The 17318-nt window shown below is 77.1% G+C and carries 12 protein-coding genes and 1 pseudogene; 7 read left to right on the top strand and 6 right to left on the bottom strand.

Annotated elements, in window-relative coordinates:
- The first annotated feature begins 124 nt into the window (after positions 1–124).
- Positions 125–1624 carry a PLP-dependent aminotransferase family protein gene (locus AB0469_RS24120; protein WP_366453516.1) on the top strand — a complete coding sequence of 500 codons (1500 nt, stop codon included), beginning with the start codon at positions 125–127 and terminating at the stop codon, positions 1622–1624.
- Positions 1625–1708: 84 nt separating this feature from the next.
- On the opposite strand, the gene AB0469_RS24115 is transcribed toward AB0469_RS24120, so the two are convergent.
- Positions 1709–3289 carry a hypothetical protein gene (locus AB0469_RS24115; RefSeq protein WP_366453515.1) on the bottom strand — a complete coding sequence of 527 codons (1581 nt, stop codon included), beginning with the start codon at positions 3287–3289 and terminating at the stop codon, positions 1709–1711.
- Between the two features lie 31 nt (positions 3290–3320).
- The gene (locus AB0469_RS24110; protein WP_366453514.1) at positions 3321–3515 is read right to left on the bottom strand and encodes a hypothetical protein; all 195 of its coding nucleotides are present in this window, start codon (positions 3513–3515) and stop codon (positions 3321–3323) included.
- A gap of 364 nt (positions 3516–3879) precedes the next feature.
- On the opposite strand from AB0469_RS24110, the gene AB0469_RS24105 reads away from it, so the two are divergent.
- Together AB0469_RS24105 and AB0469_RS24100 are read left to right on the top strand one after the other, a co-directional pair.
- Positions 3880–4281, top strand: a complete 402-nt coding sequence (locus tag AB0469_RS24105) for an ankyrin repeat domain-containing protein (protein ID WP_042815449.1) — start codon at positions 3880–3882, stop codon at positions 4279–4281.
- A gap of 342 nt (positions 4282–4623) precedes the next feature.
- Positions 4624–6021 carry a HEAT repeat domain-containing protein gene (locus AB0469_RS24100; RefSeq protein ID WP_366453513.1) on the top strand — a complete coding sequence of 466 codons (1398 nt, stop codon included), beginning with the start codon at positions 4624–4626 and terminating at the stop codon, positions 6019–6021.
- Positions 6022–6315: 294 nt separating this feature from the next.
- Here AB0469_RS24100 and AB0469_RS24095 read toward each other — a convergent pair whose 3' ends face one another.
- From AB0469_RS24095 to AB0469_RS24085, 3 genes are all read right to left on the bottom strand, one after another.
- Positions 6316–7188: a biotin-dependent carboxyltransferase family protein gene (locus tag AB0469_RS24095; protein ID WP_366453512.1), complete on the bottom strand. Its 873-nt coding sequence runs from the start codon at positions 7186–7188 to the stop codon at positions 6316–6318.
- Positions 7189–7385: 197 nt separating this feature from the next.
- Positions 7386–8003 carry an allophanate hydrolase subunit 1 gene (locus AB0469_RS24090; RefSeq protein WP_366453511.1) on the bottom strand — a complete coding sequence of 206 codons (618 nt, stop codon included), beginning with the start codon at positions 8001–8003 and terminating at the stop codon, positions 7386–7388.
- Positions 8000–8788 (bottom strand): 5-oxoprolinase subunit PxpA, encoded by a 789-nt coding sequence (locus tag AB0469_RS24085; protein WP_366453510.1) that lies wholly within the window; start codon positions 8786–8788, stop codon positions 8000–8002. The genes AB0469_RS24090 and AB0469_RS24085 overlap by 4 nt, the downstream gene beginning before the upstream one ends.
- A 98-nt stretch (positions 8789–8886) precedes the next feature.
- Here AB0469_RS24085 and AB0469_RS24080 point away from each other — a divergent pair, with 98 nt between their 5' ends.
- From AB0469_RS24080 to AB0469_RS24065, 4 genes are all read left to right on the top strand, one after another.
- Positions 8887–10425 carry a hypothetical protein gene (locus AB0469_RS24080; RefSeq protein ID WP_366453509.1) on the top strand — a complete coding sequence of 513 codons (1539 nt, stop codon included), beginning with the start codon at positions 8887–8889 and terminating at the stop codon, positions 10423–10425.
- Positions 10422–10790: a hypothetical protein gene (locus tag AB0469_RS24075; protein ID WP_366453508.1), complete on the top strand. Its 369-nt coding sequence runs from the start codon at positions 10422–10424 to the stop codon at positions 10788–10790. The genes AB0469_RS24080 and AB0469_RS24075 overlap by 4 nt, the downstream gene beginning before the upstream one ends.
- On the top strand, positions 10787–11692 hold the full coding sequence (locus tag AB0469_RS24070) for a hypothetical protein (RefSeq protein WP_366453507.1): 906 nt from the start codon (positions 10787–10789) through the stop codon (positions 11690–11692). Before AB0469_RS24075 ends, AB0469_RS24070 begins: the two co-directional genes overlap by 4 nt.
- Positions 11693–11781: 89 nt before the next feature.
- Entirely contained in the window at positions 11782–16518 is a 4737-nt protein-coding gene (locus AB0469_RS24065) for a hypothetical protein (RefSeq protein WP_366453506.1), read from the top strand.
- A 162-nt stretch (positions 16519–16680) separates the two neighbouring features.
- Here the strand turns inward: AB0469_RS24065 and AB0469_RS24060 are convergent.
- Positions 16681–17004: pseudogene (locus tag AB0469_RS24060) on the bottom strand (hypothetical protein); the annotation flags it as partial.
- Between the last annotated feature and the right edge of the window lie 314 nt (positions 17005–17318).

Below are 17318 nucleotides of genomic sequence, written 5' to 3'. Positions count from 1 at the left end.
CGGTCCGGCCCCCGCCTGGCCCGAGTGGACCGCTCCGTGCCACCCTGGGTGCCGCGGAACCAATCCAATCCCGGCCCGGGCCGCCGCCCGCCGGGGCCAATCGCATGAAGGTGGACCGGACGCCATGGCTCAGTGGACCTCAGCGGTCGGCACCGCGCAGCTCGCCCGCCTGATCACCTCCCAGCAGGAGCGGCCCGCCGTCCCCGGCGCCCGCAAGGCGCCCGCGTACCGCACGCTCGCGGACGGCATCCGGCTGCTCGTCCTGGAGGGCCGCGTGCCCGTGGCGGCCCGCCTGCCCGCCGAGCGCGAACTGGCCGTCGCCCTCTCCCTCAGCCGCACCACCGTCGCGGCCGCCTACGAGGCCCTGCGCGGCGAGGGCTTCCTGGAGTCCCGCCGGGGCGCGGGCAGCTGGACCTCCGTACCGGCCGGGAACCCGCTCCCGGCCCGGGGCCTGGAGCCGCTGCCGCCCGAGTCCCTCGGCTCCATGATCGACCTGGGCTGCGCCGCCCTCCCCGCGCCCGAGCCCTGGCTCACCAAGGCCGTCCAGGGCGCCCTGGAGGAACTCCCGCCCTACGCGCACACCCACGGCGACTACCCCGCCGGCCTGCCCGCGCTGCGCCGGATGCTCGCCGACCGCTACACCGAGCGCGGCATCCCGACCATGCCCGAGCAGATCATGGTCACCACCGGGGCCATGGGCGCCATAGACGCCATCTGCAGCCTCTTCGCCGGCCGGGGCGAGCGGATCGCCGTCGAGTCCCCCTCCTACGCCAACATCCTCCAGCTGATGCGCGCCGCCGGGGTCCGCCTCGTGCCCGTCGCCATGGGCGCGGGACTGAGCGGCTGGGACATGGACGTCTGGCGGCAGGTGCTGCGCGACTCGGCCCCGCGCCTGGCCTACGTCGTCGCCGACTTCCACAACCCCACCGGCGCCCTGGCCTCGGAGGAGCAGCGCCGGGCCATGGTCGAGGCCGCCCGCTCCGCCGGCACCGTCCTGATCGCCGACGAGACCATGGCCGAACTCCGGCTGGACCCGGAACCGGCCATGCCGCGGCCCGTCTGCTCCTTCGACCCGGCCGGCTCCACGGTGGTCACCGTGGGCTCCGCCAGCAAGGCCTTCTGGGCGGGCATGCGGATCGGCTGGGTCCGGGCGGCCCCCGACGTCATCCGCAGCCTGGTCGCGGCCCGCGCCTACGCCGACCTCGGCACCCCGGTCCTGGAGCAGCTCGCCGTGAACTGGCTGATGCGCACCGGGGGCTGGGAGGAGGCCGTCGGGATGCGCCGCACCCAGGCCCGGGAGAACCGGGACGCGCTGGTCGCGGCGGTGCGCAGGGAGCTGCCGGACTGGGAGTTCGAGGTGCCGGGCGGTGGGCTGACCCTGTGGGCCCGGGCCGGCGGGCTGTCCGGTTCGCGGCTCGCGGAGGTGGGGGAGCGGGTCGGCGTCCGCGTCCCCTCGGGCCCCCGGTTCGGCGTGGACGGGGCCTTCGAGGGCTACGTCCGGCTGCCCTTCACGGTCGGCGGCCCGGTGGCCGATGAGGCCGCCGTGCGCCTGGCGGCGGCGGCCCGCCTGGTCGGTACCGGTGAGGGCGGTGCGGCGGAACCGCCGCGCACGTTCGTCGCGTAGGGGTGTCGCGGAAGTCCCGTACGGCGCCCACGGCGCACGGGGCTTGCGCCGCACACCGGCCCCGCGACCCCCCGTACGGAAGGGTCAGGGGGCTTCGGCCGCGACCTCGGGGAGCCCCGCGGGCGCCGGCGGGGCCCCGTCGGCGCCGGGGCCGGCCGGCTGCCGCTCGGGCAGCAGCTCCATGACGGCGTGGCGGTGCGCCGGGTGCGTGGCGTCGTCGTACGGGTCCGGGGTGGCGGGCACCTGGAGCCGGTGGACCGGGCCGGTGCCGAGCCGGGCGTAGCCGCGGCCGGGCGGGAGCTGCGGGGGCGGGGTGGTGTGCGGGGGCAGCCCGAGGACGTCGGTGAGCTGCTGGACGGGGGCGGGGCCCAGGACGACCCGGGCCCGGGTGTGCTGCCAGACGGCGTCGCCGATCAGCTCCAGGTGGTCGAAGTGTTCGGCGACCACCACCGTGACGTGCGCGGCGCGGCCGTGCCGCAGGGGCACCTGGAGCTGGGCGAGGGGGTCCGGGCGGCCCTCGGCGGTCGCGAGGTGCGCGAGCACGCCGGGGCGGTCCAGCAGGATCCACAGCGGGCGCCGGATGTCCTCGGGTGCGGGCCGGCCGGCCTCGCGGGCCCGGTGTGCGGCGATCAGGCGCCGCTCGGTCTCGTGCGCGGCCCATTCGACGGTGGCCAGGGCCCCGGTCGGGCCGCACTCGACGGCGAGGACGCCCGCCCGTCCGGCCAGGCAGGCGTACTCGTTGCTGCCGCCGCCCTCGACGACCATCACGTCGCCGCCCTGCCGCAGGGCCTGGAGGGCGAGCGAGCGGACCAGGCCGGTGGTGCCGCTGCCGGGCTGGCCCACGGCCAGCAGGTGGGGTTCGGTGGAGCCGGGGCCGGTCCGCCAGATGACGGGCGGCAGGTCGCGGGTCTCGTCGCCCTCCAGCACCGGCAGGGTGCGCCGGACCCCTCCGGGGTCGGTGAAGCCGAGGACGCTCTCGCCGGGTGAGGTGACGAACGGCTGGGCGGCGATCCCGGTGGGCAGGGCCTCCAGGACGCTCAGGTCGAGCCGGTTGGCCTCCTCGTCCCAGGCGAAGTGGTACTCCCGGCCGCGCCCGGACTTGGCGTGCAGCAGGGACTCGATCCGGGCCCGCGAGGCCGCCTCCCCGTCGGTGAAGTACGCCGGGTAGCGGATCCGGAGCCGGGTGATGCGGCCCTCGGCGTCGAAGGCGTGGTCGCTGAAGGCGTCGTCGAAGCCGCCGCCGTGGGCGAACAGCGGGCTCGGGTCCTCGGGGGCGGAGAAGTAGGGGACGAGGGCCTCGTAGAGGGAGCGCAGCCGGTCGGTCTCGGCGTCGCTGGGACCGGTCTTCACGGGGGTGCGGTCCCGGCCGTGCCAGCCCGCCGCCGCCATCAGCGCGAGCAGCGCCGTGACGGGCCCGTACGGGGCGAGCGCGACCACGAGGACGCAGGCGGCGCCCAGGAACAGCGCCGGACCCCGCTTGTCCTTCGGGGTCGCGGCCCACTTGCGGCGGCCGGCCGAGGCCAGGACGCGCAGTCCCCGCCCGATGACCAGCAGCGGATGGAGGACGTCCGTGGCGTTGTCGGCCGCCGTGCGGGCGAGGTCGCGGCCCCGGGCGAGCGAGGTGCTGCCACTGGTGAGGATGCGGGGGAGTGGGCGCCGGGCCACGGTCGTCTCCTGGGTGGTGGGGCGGGGCGGGCTAGAGCTTGATCCCGCCGAGCAGGCTCGCGAGGCTCGCCGTGCTGGCGGTGATGCTCGGGGCGATGGCGGAGCCGGCGAGGAAGAAGCCGAAGAGCGCGCAGACGACGGCGTGCATCAGCTTCATCCCGTCCTTCTTGAAGAAGAGGAAGCAGATGATGCCGAGCAGTACGACGCCGGAGATCGACAGGACCATGGGAGTTCTCCTGGTAGCGGAACGGTCGGGAAGGTCACCATCAGTTGTTCCAGGCTCACAGGAAGTATCAATGCGACAAAAGGTGCATACGGGTGAACCTTCGGGTTTTTCACTTGACCGGACCCTCCCGGCTGGCGCGTCGGCGCCCCGCGGTGTCGGGTGTCCCGGCCCCCGACATCCTTGCCTCGGGCTGGCCCCGTCATGTCCCGGGACGGGCGCTACCCTGGCGATTCACCCGTACGGACGCAGTGCCGCGCACCCCCCTGCCCGCCCGGCCTGGGCAGACTCCTGCCGGACGCCGCGGGCGGCGGGTGCCGGCCGGCGCCCCGGCACGACTTGAGAAGAGCGAAAGGCGGTACGACCGATGAGCGAGCACCAGGACACGCCCGACGAGGACGTCATCGAACTGGCCACCAAGATCTTCGACCTCGCCCGCCAGGGCGAGACGGAGACCCTGGCCGCCTACCTCGACGCCGGGGTCCCCGCCAACCTCACCAACGACCGCGGCGACACCCTCGTCATGCTCGCCGCCTACCACGGCCACGCCGACGCCGTCACCGCCCTGCTGGCCCGCGGCGCCGAGGCCGACCGCGCCAACGACCGCGGCCAGACCCCGCTCGCCGGCGCCGTCTTCAAGGGCGAGGAAGCCGTCATCCGCGCCCTGCTCGCCGGCGGGGCCGACCCCGAGGCCGGAACCCCCTCCGCGGTGGACACGGCCCGCATGTTCCACAAGGCCGACCTGCTGGAACTCTTCGGAGCCAAGTAGTCCGCTTTTCCCCCAGCCCGGCCCGGGCCGGGACGGGCCCGGTACCTCACGGCTTGGTCACGGCGCCCTTAAATGTGGTCGCGGCGCACAAACCGCCTGGGTCATCATGGCGTCGGATTCGATTCGCGGACATGACGGACGGGCAGGAGCGGGCTGGACACGACGGGTGTCCACACCCACCCCTGCCGCACCGGCCGGCACGGTCGCGAAGCACCGACGAGAGTGAGAAGGCAATGGTCTACATCGAGCGGAACATGACGGCGGACGTCCTCACATGCTGTTACGCGGCCCTGTGAATCCCGATTCCCGGTTGCGTCCCCAGCTTGATTTGAGGCCATTCCCATGTTCGAACCAGTCATAGCGCCGAGCGGCACCCTGCTCGGCCTCCTCCAGCGGGGCCGCGGCGACGGCACGCTGCACGCCCTCGCGGCGCCCCGGCCCGAGGCCCTCGCGGCCCTCGACCAGTGCGTGACCCGTGACCCGCGGCAGGACTGGCAGGTCGAGAACCGGTCGCTGTACTACGCACGCCTGTACCTGGACCTCGCCGGCCCCCTCGGCGAGATCGAGGCCCACCTCTTCGGCGTCGACGACCTCGTCGACGAGGAGGACCACCGCACCGGGCTCGCCCTGTCCGTCCTCGGGCACCTGGCCTCGTACGGCCGCGACGACGCGCTCATGCTGCTGCGCCGCTACGCCGCCTCCGGGGCCAACTGGGCCTGGGCCCTCGACGAGCTCGCCCTGCGCGACGACGACGAGGGGCTGCGCTCCCTCGCCGCACCCGTCCTCGCCCGCTTCCCTGCGGACGCCGAGGGCGAGGCGCGGCTGGCCGCCGCCGTCCGCGACGCCTACGAGCCCCGGCCCTGGCGCCTGTGGGAGGAGCTCCCGCAGTACGGGCAGCGCCTGAGCGCCGCCCGCCAGCAGGGCTCCTTCGACCGCTGGCAGCGCCAGCTCTCCCCCAGCGGCCCCCGGCCCGGCTGGGGCGTCCGGGCCGTCTTCGACTGGGCCGCCGACGGGCTGCGCCGCGGCACCCCGCTGCACGTGCCCGCCGCGCGCTGTCTCGCCGCCGTGGCCGGGCCCGAGGACCGCCCCGAGATCCTCGCGGCCGCCGCCGGAGCCCAGGGCGAGGCCGCCCGGGCCACCGCCTTGCACCACCTGGTCCTCGCGGAGCCGGAGAACCCGGCCGTCCTGGACCTCATCGAAGCCGCCGGCGACGAGCCCGCCGTGGCCGCCTACGAGCGGATGTGCGGCCCCGCGGCCCTGGAGCGGGCCCGCGCGTGGGTCCACCGCCCCGACGCCCTCGGAGCGGCCGCCGCGGCCCTCCTCGCCGCCCGCGGCGGCGCCGACGACGCCGGCCTGGTCCTGGGCGCCCTCCGCTCGACCGTCCGGGGCTCGGGCCCCGACTCCGCCCGCCTCTTCACCCTGGTGGACGGCGCCGGCCGGCTCTCCATCGGCTGCGCGGCCCCGGTGCTGCGCCACATCTACCGCGAGACGGCCTCCTCCCACCTGCGCGGCCGTGCCGCCCGCGCCCTCGCCAGCACCGACCCCACCTTCGCGGCGGGCTTCGCCGTCGAATGCCTGTGGGACTGCGAGGAGACCACCCGCGAGGTCGCGGCCCGCCACGCCGAAACGGCCGACGCCCGCGTCGCCCCGCGCCTGCGCCGCCTGGCGACGGACCCGGCGGAGGAGGAGGACGTCCAGTCGGCGGTCCGCAGCCGCATCACCCCCGAGTCGGCCGTGTAGCCCCGCAGGGCCCGCCGCCGCCCCCGCTGCGCGGAGCCCCTCTGCGTTCCCGGGGGCTCCGCCCCGGACCCCGCGCCTCGACGTCGGCGGGGCCGGATTCCGCGCAGCGAGATTCCAGCCCGTGCGGCGTTCGGGCGCACCGGGCGCGGAGCGCACGGTATCGGGGTCAGGGGCGGAGCCCCCGGGGAGCGGGCGAAGGGCGGGCAGGGGACCTCGCCCCGCGCGGCGGCCCGCCCGGCCCGACGGACGCAGCGCGAGCGCCGCGCCGGAGGCCTCGGGCCCGGCGGGCCCGGGTCAGGCCGGCACGAACCGCACCGCCACCCCCGGCCGGGCCTGCGCGGCGGCGTCGAGGGCGGGCCCGGCGGGCACCACCCCGACCACCGGATACCCCCCGGTCACGGGGTGGTCGGCCAGGAACACCACCGGCAGCCCGTCCGGCGGGACCTGCACCGCCCCCAGGACCATGCCCTCGCTCGGCAGCTCCCCCTCCCGCGCACGGGCCAGCACCGGCCCCGCCTCGGTCCGCAGCCCGATCCGGTTCGAGGCGGGGGAGACCCGGTACCCGGACGACAGCAGCGCCGCCAGCGATGCCCCCGTGAACCAGTCCGCCCGGGGCCCGAGCCGCAGCGGGAGCACCAGCTCCGCCACCGGCGGCCCCGGCACCCGCAGGGCGTCCGCCCCGGACACCGCGGACGGCCCCGCCGCCCCCACCGCGAGCACCGCCCCCTCCGCGAGCACCGGCGGCCCCAGCCCCGACAGCAGGTCCGTCGAGCGGCTCCCCAGCACCGGCTCGGCGGCGATCCCCCCGCGCACCGCGACGTAGCACCGCAGCCCGGCCTCCGCCCGGCCCACGTCCAGCTCCGCCCCCGCCGGCAGCCGCACCGGCGCGCCCCACGCCGCCGGCCGCCCCGAGACCCGTACCGCGCAGGGCGCGCCCGTCACGGCCACCGTCACCGGCGCCAGGGCGCGCAGCCGGACGCCGTCCAGGGTGGTCTCCAGGGCGGCGGCACCCGCCGCGTTGCCGACGAGGCGGTTGGCCAGGGCGTGCGCGGCCGTGTCCAGCGCGCCCGACCGGGGCACGCCCAGGTGCGCGTACCCGGGGCGCCCCAGATCCTGCACGGTGGTCAGCGCCCCCGACCGCACCACCAGCAGCCCACCCCTACTCACACCCGCACCCCCACGCCCCGCGTCGGCGTCCCCGCTCCCGCCTGCACCCCCACGCCCCGCGTCCCCGCTCCCGCCTGCACCTCCGCGCCCCGCGTCGGCGTCCCCGCCCGCGCTCCCGCCTCCGCGGCCTGCGCCCGCGTCCCCGCTCCCGCCTCCGCGCCCCGCGGCCGCGTCCGGCGCCGTGCCCGCGTCCCCGCTCATGCCCCCGCCTCCTCGAACCGCACCCGTACCCCCGGCGCGAACAGTGCCGCCGGCTCCCGTGCCGGGTCCCACAGCACCGCGTCGGTGGAGCCCACCAGCTGCCAGCCGCCGGGGGAGGAGCGCGGGTAGACCCCGGCGTACTCCCCGGCCAGGGCGAGGGAGCCCGCGGGGACCGCCGTACGGGGCGTGGCCCGCCGGGGCAGCCACAGCCGCTCCGGCAGACCCGTCAGATAGCCGAAGCCGGGCGCGAACCCGCAGAACGCCACCCGGAACTCGATCCCCCCGACCAGCGCGGCCACCTCCCCCTCGGCGACGCCCCACGCGCCGGCCACCTCCGCCAGGTCCGGCCCGTCGTACCGCACCGGCACGGTGACCAGCGGCCCCTCGGCCTCCGCGAGCGGCGGCACCTCCCAGCGGGCGATCCGCGCGGCCAGCGCCCCCGGCTCCGGCACCCCGTCCAGCAGCACCGTCCGCGCCGCCGGCACCACCTCCCGCACGGCGCCCAGCTCACCCGCCTCCCGCCGGCGCAGCAGCTCGGCGTGGAGCGCGGCCGCCTCCCCGGCCGAGTCCACCTCCAGCAGCAGCGCCTCCCGGCCCACCACCAGGGCCCTCACGCGAACGCCTCCACCCGCACGCCCGCCGCCCCCAGCGCCTCCCGGACCCGCAGCGCCAGCCCCGCGGCCCCGGGGGTGTCCCCGTGCAGGCACAGGGAGCGCGTGCGGACCCGCACCGGGGAGCCGTCGCAGGCCGTGACCTCCCCCTCCGCGGCCATCCGGACGGCCCGGGCCACCACCGCGTCCGGGTCGTGCAGCACGGCCCCCGGCTCCCCGCGCGGCACCAGCGTCGCCCGCGGCGTGTAGGCCCGGTCGGCGAAGGCCTCCGGTACGGCCTCCAGCCCGGCCTCCGCCGCCGCGGCGAGGAGCAGCGACCCCGGCAGCCCCAGGACCGGCAGCCCGGCCCCCCCGGCGGCCAGCCGGACCCCCTCGACCACCGCCCCCGCCTGGTCCGCGTCGTGGACCGTGCGGTTGTACAGCGCCCCGTGCGGTTTCACGTACGACACCGTGGACCCGGCCGCCCGTGCGAACACCTCCAGCGCCCCGATCTGGTACGCCACCTCGGCGGCCAGCTCCGCCGCGGGCACGTCCATGGTCCGCCGCCCGAAACCGGCCAGGTCCCGGTAGGAGACCTGGGCGCCGATCCGTACGCCCCGCCCGGCGGCCAGCTCGCACACCCGGCGCATGATCGACGGGTCGCCGGCGTGGAAGCCGCAGGCCACGTTCGCGCTGGTGACCACCGACAGGAGGGCCTCGTCGTCCGTGAGCGTCCACCGCCCGAAGCCCTCGCCGAGGTCGGCGTTGAGGTCGATCGCGGCCGCTGGGGATGTGATCATGGAAGCCATGCGGCGAGCGTAGAACAGCGCACGCGCCGCGCGCCGCAGAGCCCTTCCGCGGCCTTCCGCGGAGCCGGGGACGATCCGGCCGAACCATGCCGTTTGGGATGTTGTCCGTGACACCGCCTAATCTTTCCGACGTGACTCTCCCTGCCCCGGCGAAGACCCTTCCCTCCCCGGCGCCGGGCCCGGCCGCCGACGAGGGCCTCGCCCGGCGGCTGCGCGCCCTCGCCTGCACCGCCCCGCTGCACGACCTCGACGTACGCAAGGCCAACCTGGCCGGCGAGTACGGGGTCTACGCGATGGCGGAGGTCGCGCTGTCCGCGATCGACCTGGTCACGCTGAACATGGACTTCGACACGGGCGCCGACCACGAGCAGATAGTGGCCCGGCTGCTGCCCCGCGTCGCCGCCCAGACCCCCGACCGGCCGGCCGCCGAGCACGAGCGCGTCGCCCGCTGGGTGCTGGAGAACCTGATCAACGTCGGCAGCGTCGACCGGGGCTTCCGCGCGATCTACGGCACCTTCGGCGCCGACGGCGTCTACGTCCGCCGGGACTACGACTTCAAGCTGATCGAGGAGGTCCCCGGCCACGGCGGCGCGGTGTACCTGCGCACCACCGACGAGGCGGTCAACGTCCTGGTCGGCGCCCTCGACACCGACGTCACCAGCGCCCAGATCGCCGCCGAGGTCAAGCTGGAGGTCCTGATCAGCCGGGGCCGGCTCGCCGACGCCCAGCTCGCCGCCGAGCAGGCCCGCTACCGCACCGTCCAGTACGCCGAGACCCTGCGCCGCACGCTCGACGCCACCCGGCGCAACGTCCGCGCCGTCGACTGGCTCCAGGCCGTCCCGGACATGATCGCCGAGGCCCTCGACCACGTCGCCGACCGCTACCGGCACGAGAACGCGATCCTCACCAACATCCGCAAGGCGCGCGACGAGGCGGAGGACCCCGAGAACAAGCGGCGCGCCGCCGAGCTCGTCGACATCGTCAAGGACTGCATCCGCCGGCACACCCAGCTCCAGTCCCGGCTCCTGGACGCCGGCCCGCTCTTCCGCGCCGAACAGGACCGCCAGGCCTTCGCCGCGCCCGCCGCCCGCTCCGGGATCGACCTGTACGGGCAGCTCGTCGCCCCGCTGCTGCCGCTGCCCGTCGCCGGGGCCACCCGGGTCACCGACGCGTTCTTCGCGGCCGGCACCGGTTTCCGCACCCCCGTCTCGGTACGAGTCGCGGACCTGGTGGAGATCCTGCTGACCCCGCCGCTGGAGCGGGAGCACCTCGGCGTGGAGATGCCGGAGCCCGACCTCATCGCGACCCCGGACGACAGCCGCTTCAGCGAGGAGCAGCTCGCGGCCGCGACCCGTCTCCTGGACCTCCCGCACGACGCCCCCCGCCGCCTGTCGGGCCTGCTCGCGCAGGCCCGCCGCGAGGACCCCGACCTGCCGTACCTGGTGGCCCTGCTCGCCGTCCACGCCGCGAGCCCGGCGGTGGGCACGGCGTACCGCCAGGGGGAGGAGCGCCTGCTGTTCGCGGTGGACGACGGCACCCCGCTGGAGGACCCGGAGTTCGGCGGGGCCGACCTGATCGTGGGCACGGCCCTCCTGGACGCGGCCGGCATGGCGGCCGACCGCGCGGAGCCCTCATGACCCCGCCCCCGCCCGCCCGGGGCCGCCGCCCGGGGGCCCTCGGCCCCACGCCGCCGCGCCCGCCCGGCCCGTGCCCTGCGGGGGCCCGCGCCGGCACCCCGCCGCACGCCGTCCGTCCCGGCACGCCCCGGGCCCGCGCCCGCACCCGGGCGCTCGCGCCGGGCCCCGCCGACTCCGTCGGCGTCCCGCCCGGCACCGGGGCGGAGCCCCCGGAGGGGCCGTACCGCCCGGGCGCGCGGGGGCCCGCGCCCGCAGCCCCGCAGGAGCGGGGCGGCGGACGCCCTCCCGCAGCCGAAGCCACCGCCGCACACGCCGGCCGCACCCGTACCCGCAGCACCCGCACCGCCGAGGAGACCCACCCGTGAGCGACCACCACGCCGAGCACCCCGCGTGGAGCGAGCCCGATGGCGCGTCGGTCCCGGCCGCGCCCGCGGCGGGACCCGCCGCGCTGACGCCCGCCGACGCCGCCGACGCGGCCCGCCTCGTCGGGTTCGGCCTCCAGCCCAAGCTGCTCCCCGCCCGGGACGCCGAGTACGCCGAGCTGCTGCGCCGCTACCGCGAGGACCCCGCCTTCGGCCGGCTCGCCGACGCCGTCGCCACCGGGCTCGGCCTCGTCGTCCTGGAGGTGTCCCCCCGCGCCGGCATGGCCGTGGCCGCAGGCGAGGACTCCGTCTTCGCGGTCCGCATGGGCGACTACGCCCGCCGCACCGCCGCCGACGGAGGCGACCGCTTCCTCCACGGCCTGGCCCACCTCGCCGTCGCCGCCCTCGCCTTCCCCCGCCCCGAGGACCTCGCCGACGACGGCTACATCGGCCGGATCACCGTCAACGGCGTCGACGCCTTCGTCCGGCAGACCTGCCGCCGCCTGGAGGAGCGCGCCGAGGAGCTCGGCGAGAACACCGACCCCGCCTCCGATGCCCCCGGCCTGGAGGCCGCCTGGCGGGTCTACGCCCGCCGCAGCGCGACCGGCGCCACCAAGGACGCCCGCCGCCTCGCCGGCTCCACCACCGGCATCGTCGGCAAGGCCGCCGCCTTCCTCACCGAGTCCGGGTTCCTCCAGCGCACCGGCGACGACGCCGGAGGCACCTACCGCACCACCCCCCGCTACCAGCTGCAGGTCCGCGACATGGCGGGCAGCGCGGCCATGGCCGAACTCCTCGAACTCGGCGTGGTGCCCGTCAGCGACGGCTCCGCCACCCTCCTGCCGCCGCCCGAGGGCGACGACCTGGAACTCGCCGCCGACGCCGGCCTCCCGTTCCACGCCTGAGCGCCCCGCCCCGGCGCCCCGCCCGCCCCCCCCCACGTCCGAGCCCCGCGCTTTCCGAACGCACCGAGAAACCACGAGAGTCCGCCGCCATGTACGAGCTGTCCCGGATCCGCCTCTACTCCATCGGGCCCGCCGGCGCACGCTACGCCGACACCGTGCTCGACCTGCGCGGAGTCGGCGAGCCGGTACCCCACCCGGCGCCCACCCAGGCGGAGTTCTTCGAGGACGAGCCCACCGGCCCGCCGCGCCGCCCGGCGCCGGCCGGCGTGCTCTTCCTGGAGAACGGCGGCGGCAAGTCCGTCCTCCTCAAGCTGATCTTCTCGGTCATGCTCCCCGGCCACCGCAACACCCTCGGCGGCGCCAGCTCCGGCGTGCTGCGCAAGTTCCTCCTCGCCGACGACTGCGGCCACGTCGCCCTGGAGTGGCAGCACACCCAGACCGGCGAGTGCGTGGTCGTCGGCAAGGTCAGCGAATGGCGCGGCCGCCAGGTCTCCAACGACCCCCGCAGGTTCGCCGAGGCCTGGTACTCCTTCCGCCCCGGCCCGGGCCTGAGCCTGGACAACCTCCCCGTCGCCGAGGCCACCTCCGTGCGGCCGCCCGTCGAGGGCGCCTCCGGCGCCCAGGGCCGCCGCCGCACCATGAAGGGCTTCCGCGACGCGATCACCGAGGCCGGCAAGGCCTACCCGCACCTGGAGGTGTCCTGGGAGGAGATCCACGACCGCTGGAACGAGCACCTCACCGAACTCGGCCTCGACCCCGAACTCTTCCGCTACCAGCGCGAGATGAACGCCGACGAGGGCGAGGCCGCCGGCCTCTTCGCGGTCAAGAAGGACTCCGACTTCACCGACCTGCTGCTGCGCGCCGTCACCGACACCCGCGACACCGACGGCCTCGCCGACCTGGTCCACGGCTTCGGCAACAAGCTCGGCCGCCGCGCCGAGCTGATGGCCGAACGCGACTTCACCGCCGGCTCCGTCGACCTGCTCACCCGCATCGTGGAGGCCGCCGAGACCCGCGCCCGGCTGCGCGACGTCCACGCCGGCGCCGAACGCCGCACCCGCACCCTCGCCCGCCGGCTCTCCGCCCGCGCCGCCGAGGAACGCGGCCGCGCCGCCGACCTCGCCCAGCAGGTCACCGGCGCCGCCCACGCCGTCACCACCACCGAGGAGCAGCGCGCCCGCAGCGCCGCCGTCTCCGCCGAACTCGCCTACCGGCACGCCTCGCTGGCCCTGACCGTCGCCGACAAGGCCGCCGCCGCCCAGCGCCGCGAGCTCCTCGAAGCCCGCACCCTGCACTCCGCCTGGCAGGCCGCCGAGACCGTCCTGCGCCACCGCGCCGCCGCCGACCGCTCCGCCCGCGTCGCCGCCGCCATCCGCGAGGCCGAACGGGACGCCGCACCGGCGCTCGCCGCCCGCGCGACCGCCGCGGCCGAGCTGGTACGGGCCCTGCACACCGCCGCCGAGCAGGGGGAGCGGGCCGCCAACGAGGAGGAGGAGCGCTCCGCCGAGCTCCAGGCCGTCGGCGAGACCGCCCACCGCGACGCCACCTCCGCCGCCACCGCCGCCCAGCGCGCCCGCAGCGAGGCCGAACACCTGCGGGCCCGCCTCGCCGAAGTCGAGCAGGAGACCGCCGACGCCGTCCGCGCCGGCTGGCTCGACGACACCGCCCCCGACGCCGACCCGGCCCGCGCCGCGCTGGCCGCCAGCGACGCCGAGAAGACCACCGTGGCCGCCTGGGACGAGTCCCGCGAGGCCGCCCGCACCGCCGCCGAAGCCGCCCGCGAGGCAGCCGGCGCCGAGTCCCGCGCCGAGCTCACCGCCGCCCGCGCCGCCGACGCCGCCGACGCGGCCGAGGCCGCCCACGCGGCGGAGCGCCGCGCCGCCGAGTCCCTGGCCGCGTCCCCGCGCCTCGCCGAGCTCCTGGGCCTCCCCTCCGTCCCGGAGACCTTCCTCCCGCACCCGCGCACCGGCGGACCCGCCGCAGCCGTCGCGGGATCCGGCGCCGCCGGGGCCCGCCACGCGGGCCACGGCGGGCCGGGCGCCCCCGGCCCCGCCGCCACCGCGCCCGGAGCCCCGCTGGGCGCGGCCGCGCAGCCCGCCGGCCACCCCGCCACCGCCGGGGCGCTGACGGCCGAGGACCTCGACCGCAACGCCGACACCCTCGCCGAGCTCCTGGCCGACACCGTCGGCTCCGCCGAACGCCAGCTGTTCGAACTGCGCACCGCTGCCGCCGACGACTCCCGCATCCTCGGCGCCCTCGGCGACGGCGGCCTGCTCCCGCCCGGCCCCGACGTCCTCGCCACCGTCGAGTACCTCGGCGAACACGGCATCCCGGCCCTGCCCGGCTGGCGCTACCTCGCCCAGTCCGTGGCCCCGGCCGACCACGCCGCCGTCCTCGCCGCCCGCCCCGAGCTCGTCGACGGCGTCGTCATCACCGACCCCGACACGCACGGCCGGGCCCGCGAGGTGCTCTCCGGCGCCGCCCTGCTGCCGCGCTCCACCGTCGCCGTCGGCACCGCCGCCGCCCTGCTGGCGCCCGTCCCGCCGGCCGACGGCTCCGACCAGGTCTTCCTCGTACCGCCGAACCCGGCCATGCACGACGAGCACGCCGCCGACGAGGAGCGCCAGGCCCTGCGCGCCCGCGCCACGGCCCGCGACACCGAGATCCGCGAGCTCGCCGCCCGCCTGGCCGGCGACCGCGAGCTCGCCGCCCGCCTCGCCTCCTGGCGCACCGGCTGCCCGCCCGGCCGCCTCGCGGAGCTCGCGGAACACGCCGCCGCCGCACGCGCCTTCGCCGAGGAGGCCGACGCCGAGCTCACGGAGGCCCGTACCGTACGCGCCGAGGCCGACGAGGCCGCCGCCGACGCCGCCCGGGTCCGCGACGAGCGCCAGGAGACCGCCCAGCGCGCCCGCCGGGCCGCCGACGCCCTCGCCGGCCTCGCCCACCGCCTGCGCGAGCGCTCCGGCTGGCAGGCGAAGGTCCGCGAGCTCGCCGACGAGGCCGCCGAGTCCGAGGCCCGCGCCGAGGTCTGCCTGGACCGCGCCCGCGCCGCCGACGAGGACCGCCGCGCCGCCCAGCGCGCCGCCGACGACGCCCGCCGCACCGCCCGCGCCCTGCGCGCCGAACGCGCCGAGATCGCCGGAGCCCCCGACCAGCTCCCCGAGGGCGAGGGCCCGCGCGCGCCCCTGCCCGACCTCCGCGAGGCCTACCGGGCCGCCTCCCAGGTGTACGAGAAGGTCGGCGTCGGCGCCGACCTGCGCGCCGAACAGGCCCGCGCCGAGAGCGACGAGAGCGCCGCCCTCGCCGAACTCGACCGGCTCACCAACAAGGTCCGCACCCGCGCCGCCCAGCTCCTGGAGGGCACCGACGGCGCCGACGGTCCCTCCCGGCAGGCCGCCGCCGCCCGCGCCGAGGCCCTCGTACAGATGCTGGAATCCCGCGCCTCCGCCGCGAGCGAGCAGCTCGGCCGGCTGCGCGGCGAGGCCGAACGGCACGCCCCCGCCGACGGCGAGGCGCACACCGACCTGCCCGAGGAACTGGTCCCGGCCGACGTGGAGCAGGCCCAGGGCCTGCTGCGCACCGCCACCGCCCAGCTCGCCGCGCACTCGGCCGCCGTGGAGACCGCCCGGGCCGCCCACGCCGACCTGCTGCGCGCCCACCGCACCGCCGAGGACGGCGCCGGCGGCTTCGACGAGACCGCCGCCCTGCTGCGGGACCTGCTGCGCGACCACACCCACCCGGAGGACGAGCAGGAGCCGGCACCCCACCGGGGCACCCTGGAGGAGGCGCGCCAGTCCGCCACCGACGCCCGCCGCTCGCTGCGGGCCTGCGCCGCCGACCTCTCCGCCGCCGAGGCGGCCGTCCGCGAGGCGAGCGACGTCCTGGTCCGGCACGCCAACGCCAACCGCTACGAGCAGGTGCGCACCCCCGCCCGCCAGCAGATCCGCGAACTGCCCGCCTCCGCCCTGCCGGAGCACGCCGCGGCCTGGGCGGCCGCCTTCGCCCCCCGCCTGCGCGTCCTGACCGACGAGCTCGCCCAGCTGGAGCGCAACCGCGACAGCATCGTCGACCGGCTGCGCGGCCTGGTGGAGTCCGCCCTGGCCACCCTCCGCTCCGCCCAGCGCCTCTCCCAGCTCCCCGAGGGCCTCGGCGAATGGTCGGGCCAGGAGTTCCTCCGCATCCGCTTCGAGGAACCCGACCAGGCCACCCTCACCGAGCGCCTCGGCGAGGTGATCGACGAGGCCACCCGCACGGCCGTCAAGAAGAACGCGGCGTTCGGCGAAGGCCGCCGCGACGGCATGTCCCTGCTCCTGCGGGGCGTCCAGGCCGCGCTCGAACCCAGGGGCATCGCGGTCGAGATCCTCAAGCCCGACGCCGTCCTGCGCGCCGAACGGGTTCCGGTCGGCCAGATGGGCGACGTCTTCTCGGGCGGCCAGCTGCTCACCGCCGCCATCGCCCTCTACTGCACGATGGCGGCCCTGCGCAGCAACGACCGCGGCCGCGACAAGCACCGCCACGCGGGCACGCTGTTCCTCGACAACCCGATCGGGCGCGCCAACGCCACGTACCTGCTGGAGCTCCAGCGGGCCGTGTCCGACGCCCTCGGCGTCCAGCTCCTCTACACCACGGGCCTCTTCGACACCACGGCCCTGGCCGAGTTCCCGCTGGTCATCCGCCTGCGCAACGACGCCGACCTGAGGGCGGGCCTGAAGTACATCAGCGTGGAGGAGCACCTGCGTCCGGGGCTCCCGCAGCCCGCCCAGGAGCCGGAGGCCGTCCACGGCGAGATCACGGCGACCCGCATGTTCCGCCGCTCGTCCTCCTGACGCGCCGCCCGCGCGGCTCGGCCGTGGACGGCCACCGCCGAGGTTCCTCCCCCAGCGGTGGCCGGGGGAGGAACCGTGAAGGGGCGGGGCGGGGAGAAGGCTCCGGGCAGCGGCCCCCCTGCACCGCCGGACGCCACCGGTTCAGCGCCGCTGGTCCCCCCACGCCGCACTGCTGGGCTCCGACACCACCCCGTACCGCTGACGCCACATCTGCCGCGTGATCCACACGTCCAGCACGGCCCACGTGGCCACCACCGTCCCCGCTATCCCGCCGAGGACCATCGGCAGTGCCAGCCAGGACCCCGTCAGCACCAGGAAGAAGGTCGCCGACGCCTCCGTCAGCGTCAGCGCCACGACCAGTACCGCCCGCACCGCCGAGGCCCGCACCGGATCCGGCAGGCGCCGCCGCCGGGCCGGCTCCTCCACCCACAGGCCCCGCCCGGCCGCCTCCGACACCGTGTCGTGCTCCTCGTCGTACATCCTCATGGTCCGCTCCGCTCACCACCCGGGCCCAACGACCGGCCCCGACCGCAGGTTCCCGCATCCCGGACGGTCCACCCGCCCCGACCGGTCCGGACCATGGAGTTCCGGAGAGTTCCAGCCATCCATCCGAATCCGGGAACCGACACCCCACCGAGTGTCATCTGCCACATATCGGGCCGGACTTGACCGGAAGTATCGGACAACTCGTGATCTTCGTCCAGGGGTCAGGCCGAAAACGTCCGGACATGCCTTCGAGGCCGCTTCCCGGCAGTAGTAGGCTCACGCCGTTTGAACGACGGAACACCGACCCCTCGCAA

This window comes from Streptomyces sp. NPDC093801 (assembly GCF_040701585.1).
Taxonomy (GTDB): Bacteria; Actinomycetota; Actinomycetes; order Streptomycetales; family Streptomycetaceae; genus Streptomyces.
Note: the sequence above shows the minus strand (reverse complement) of the source record. Positions and strands in the feature narration are given on the sequence as shown.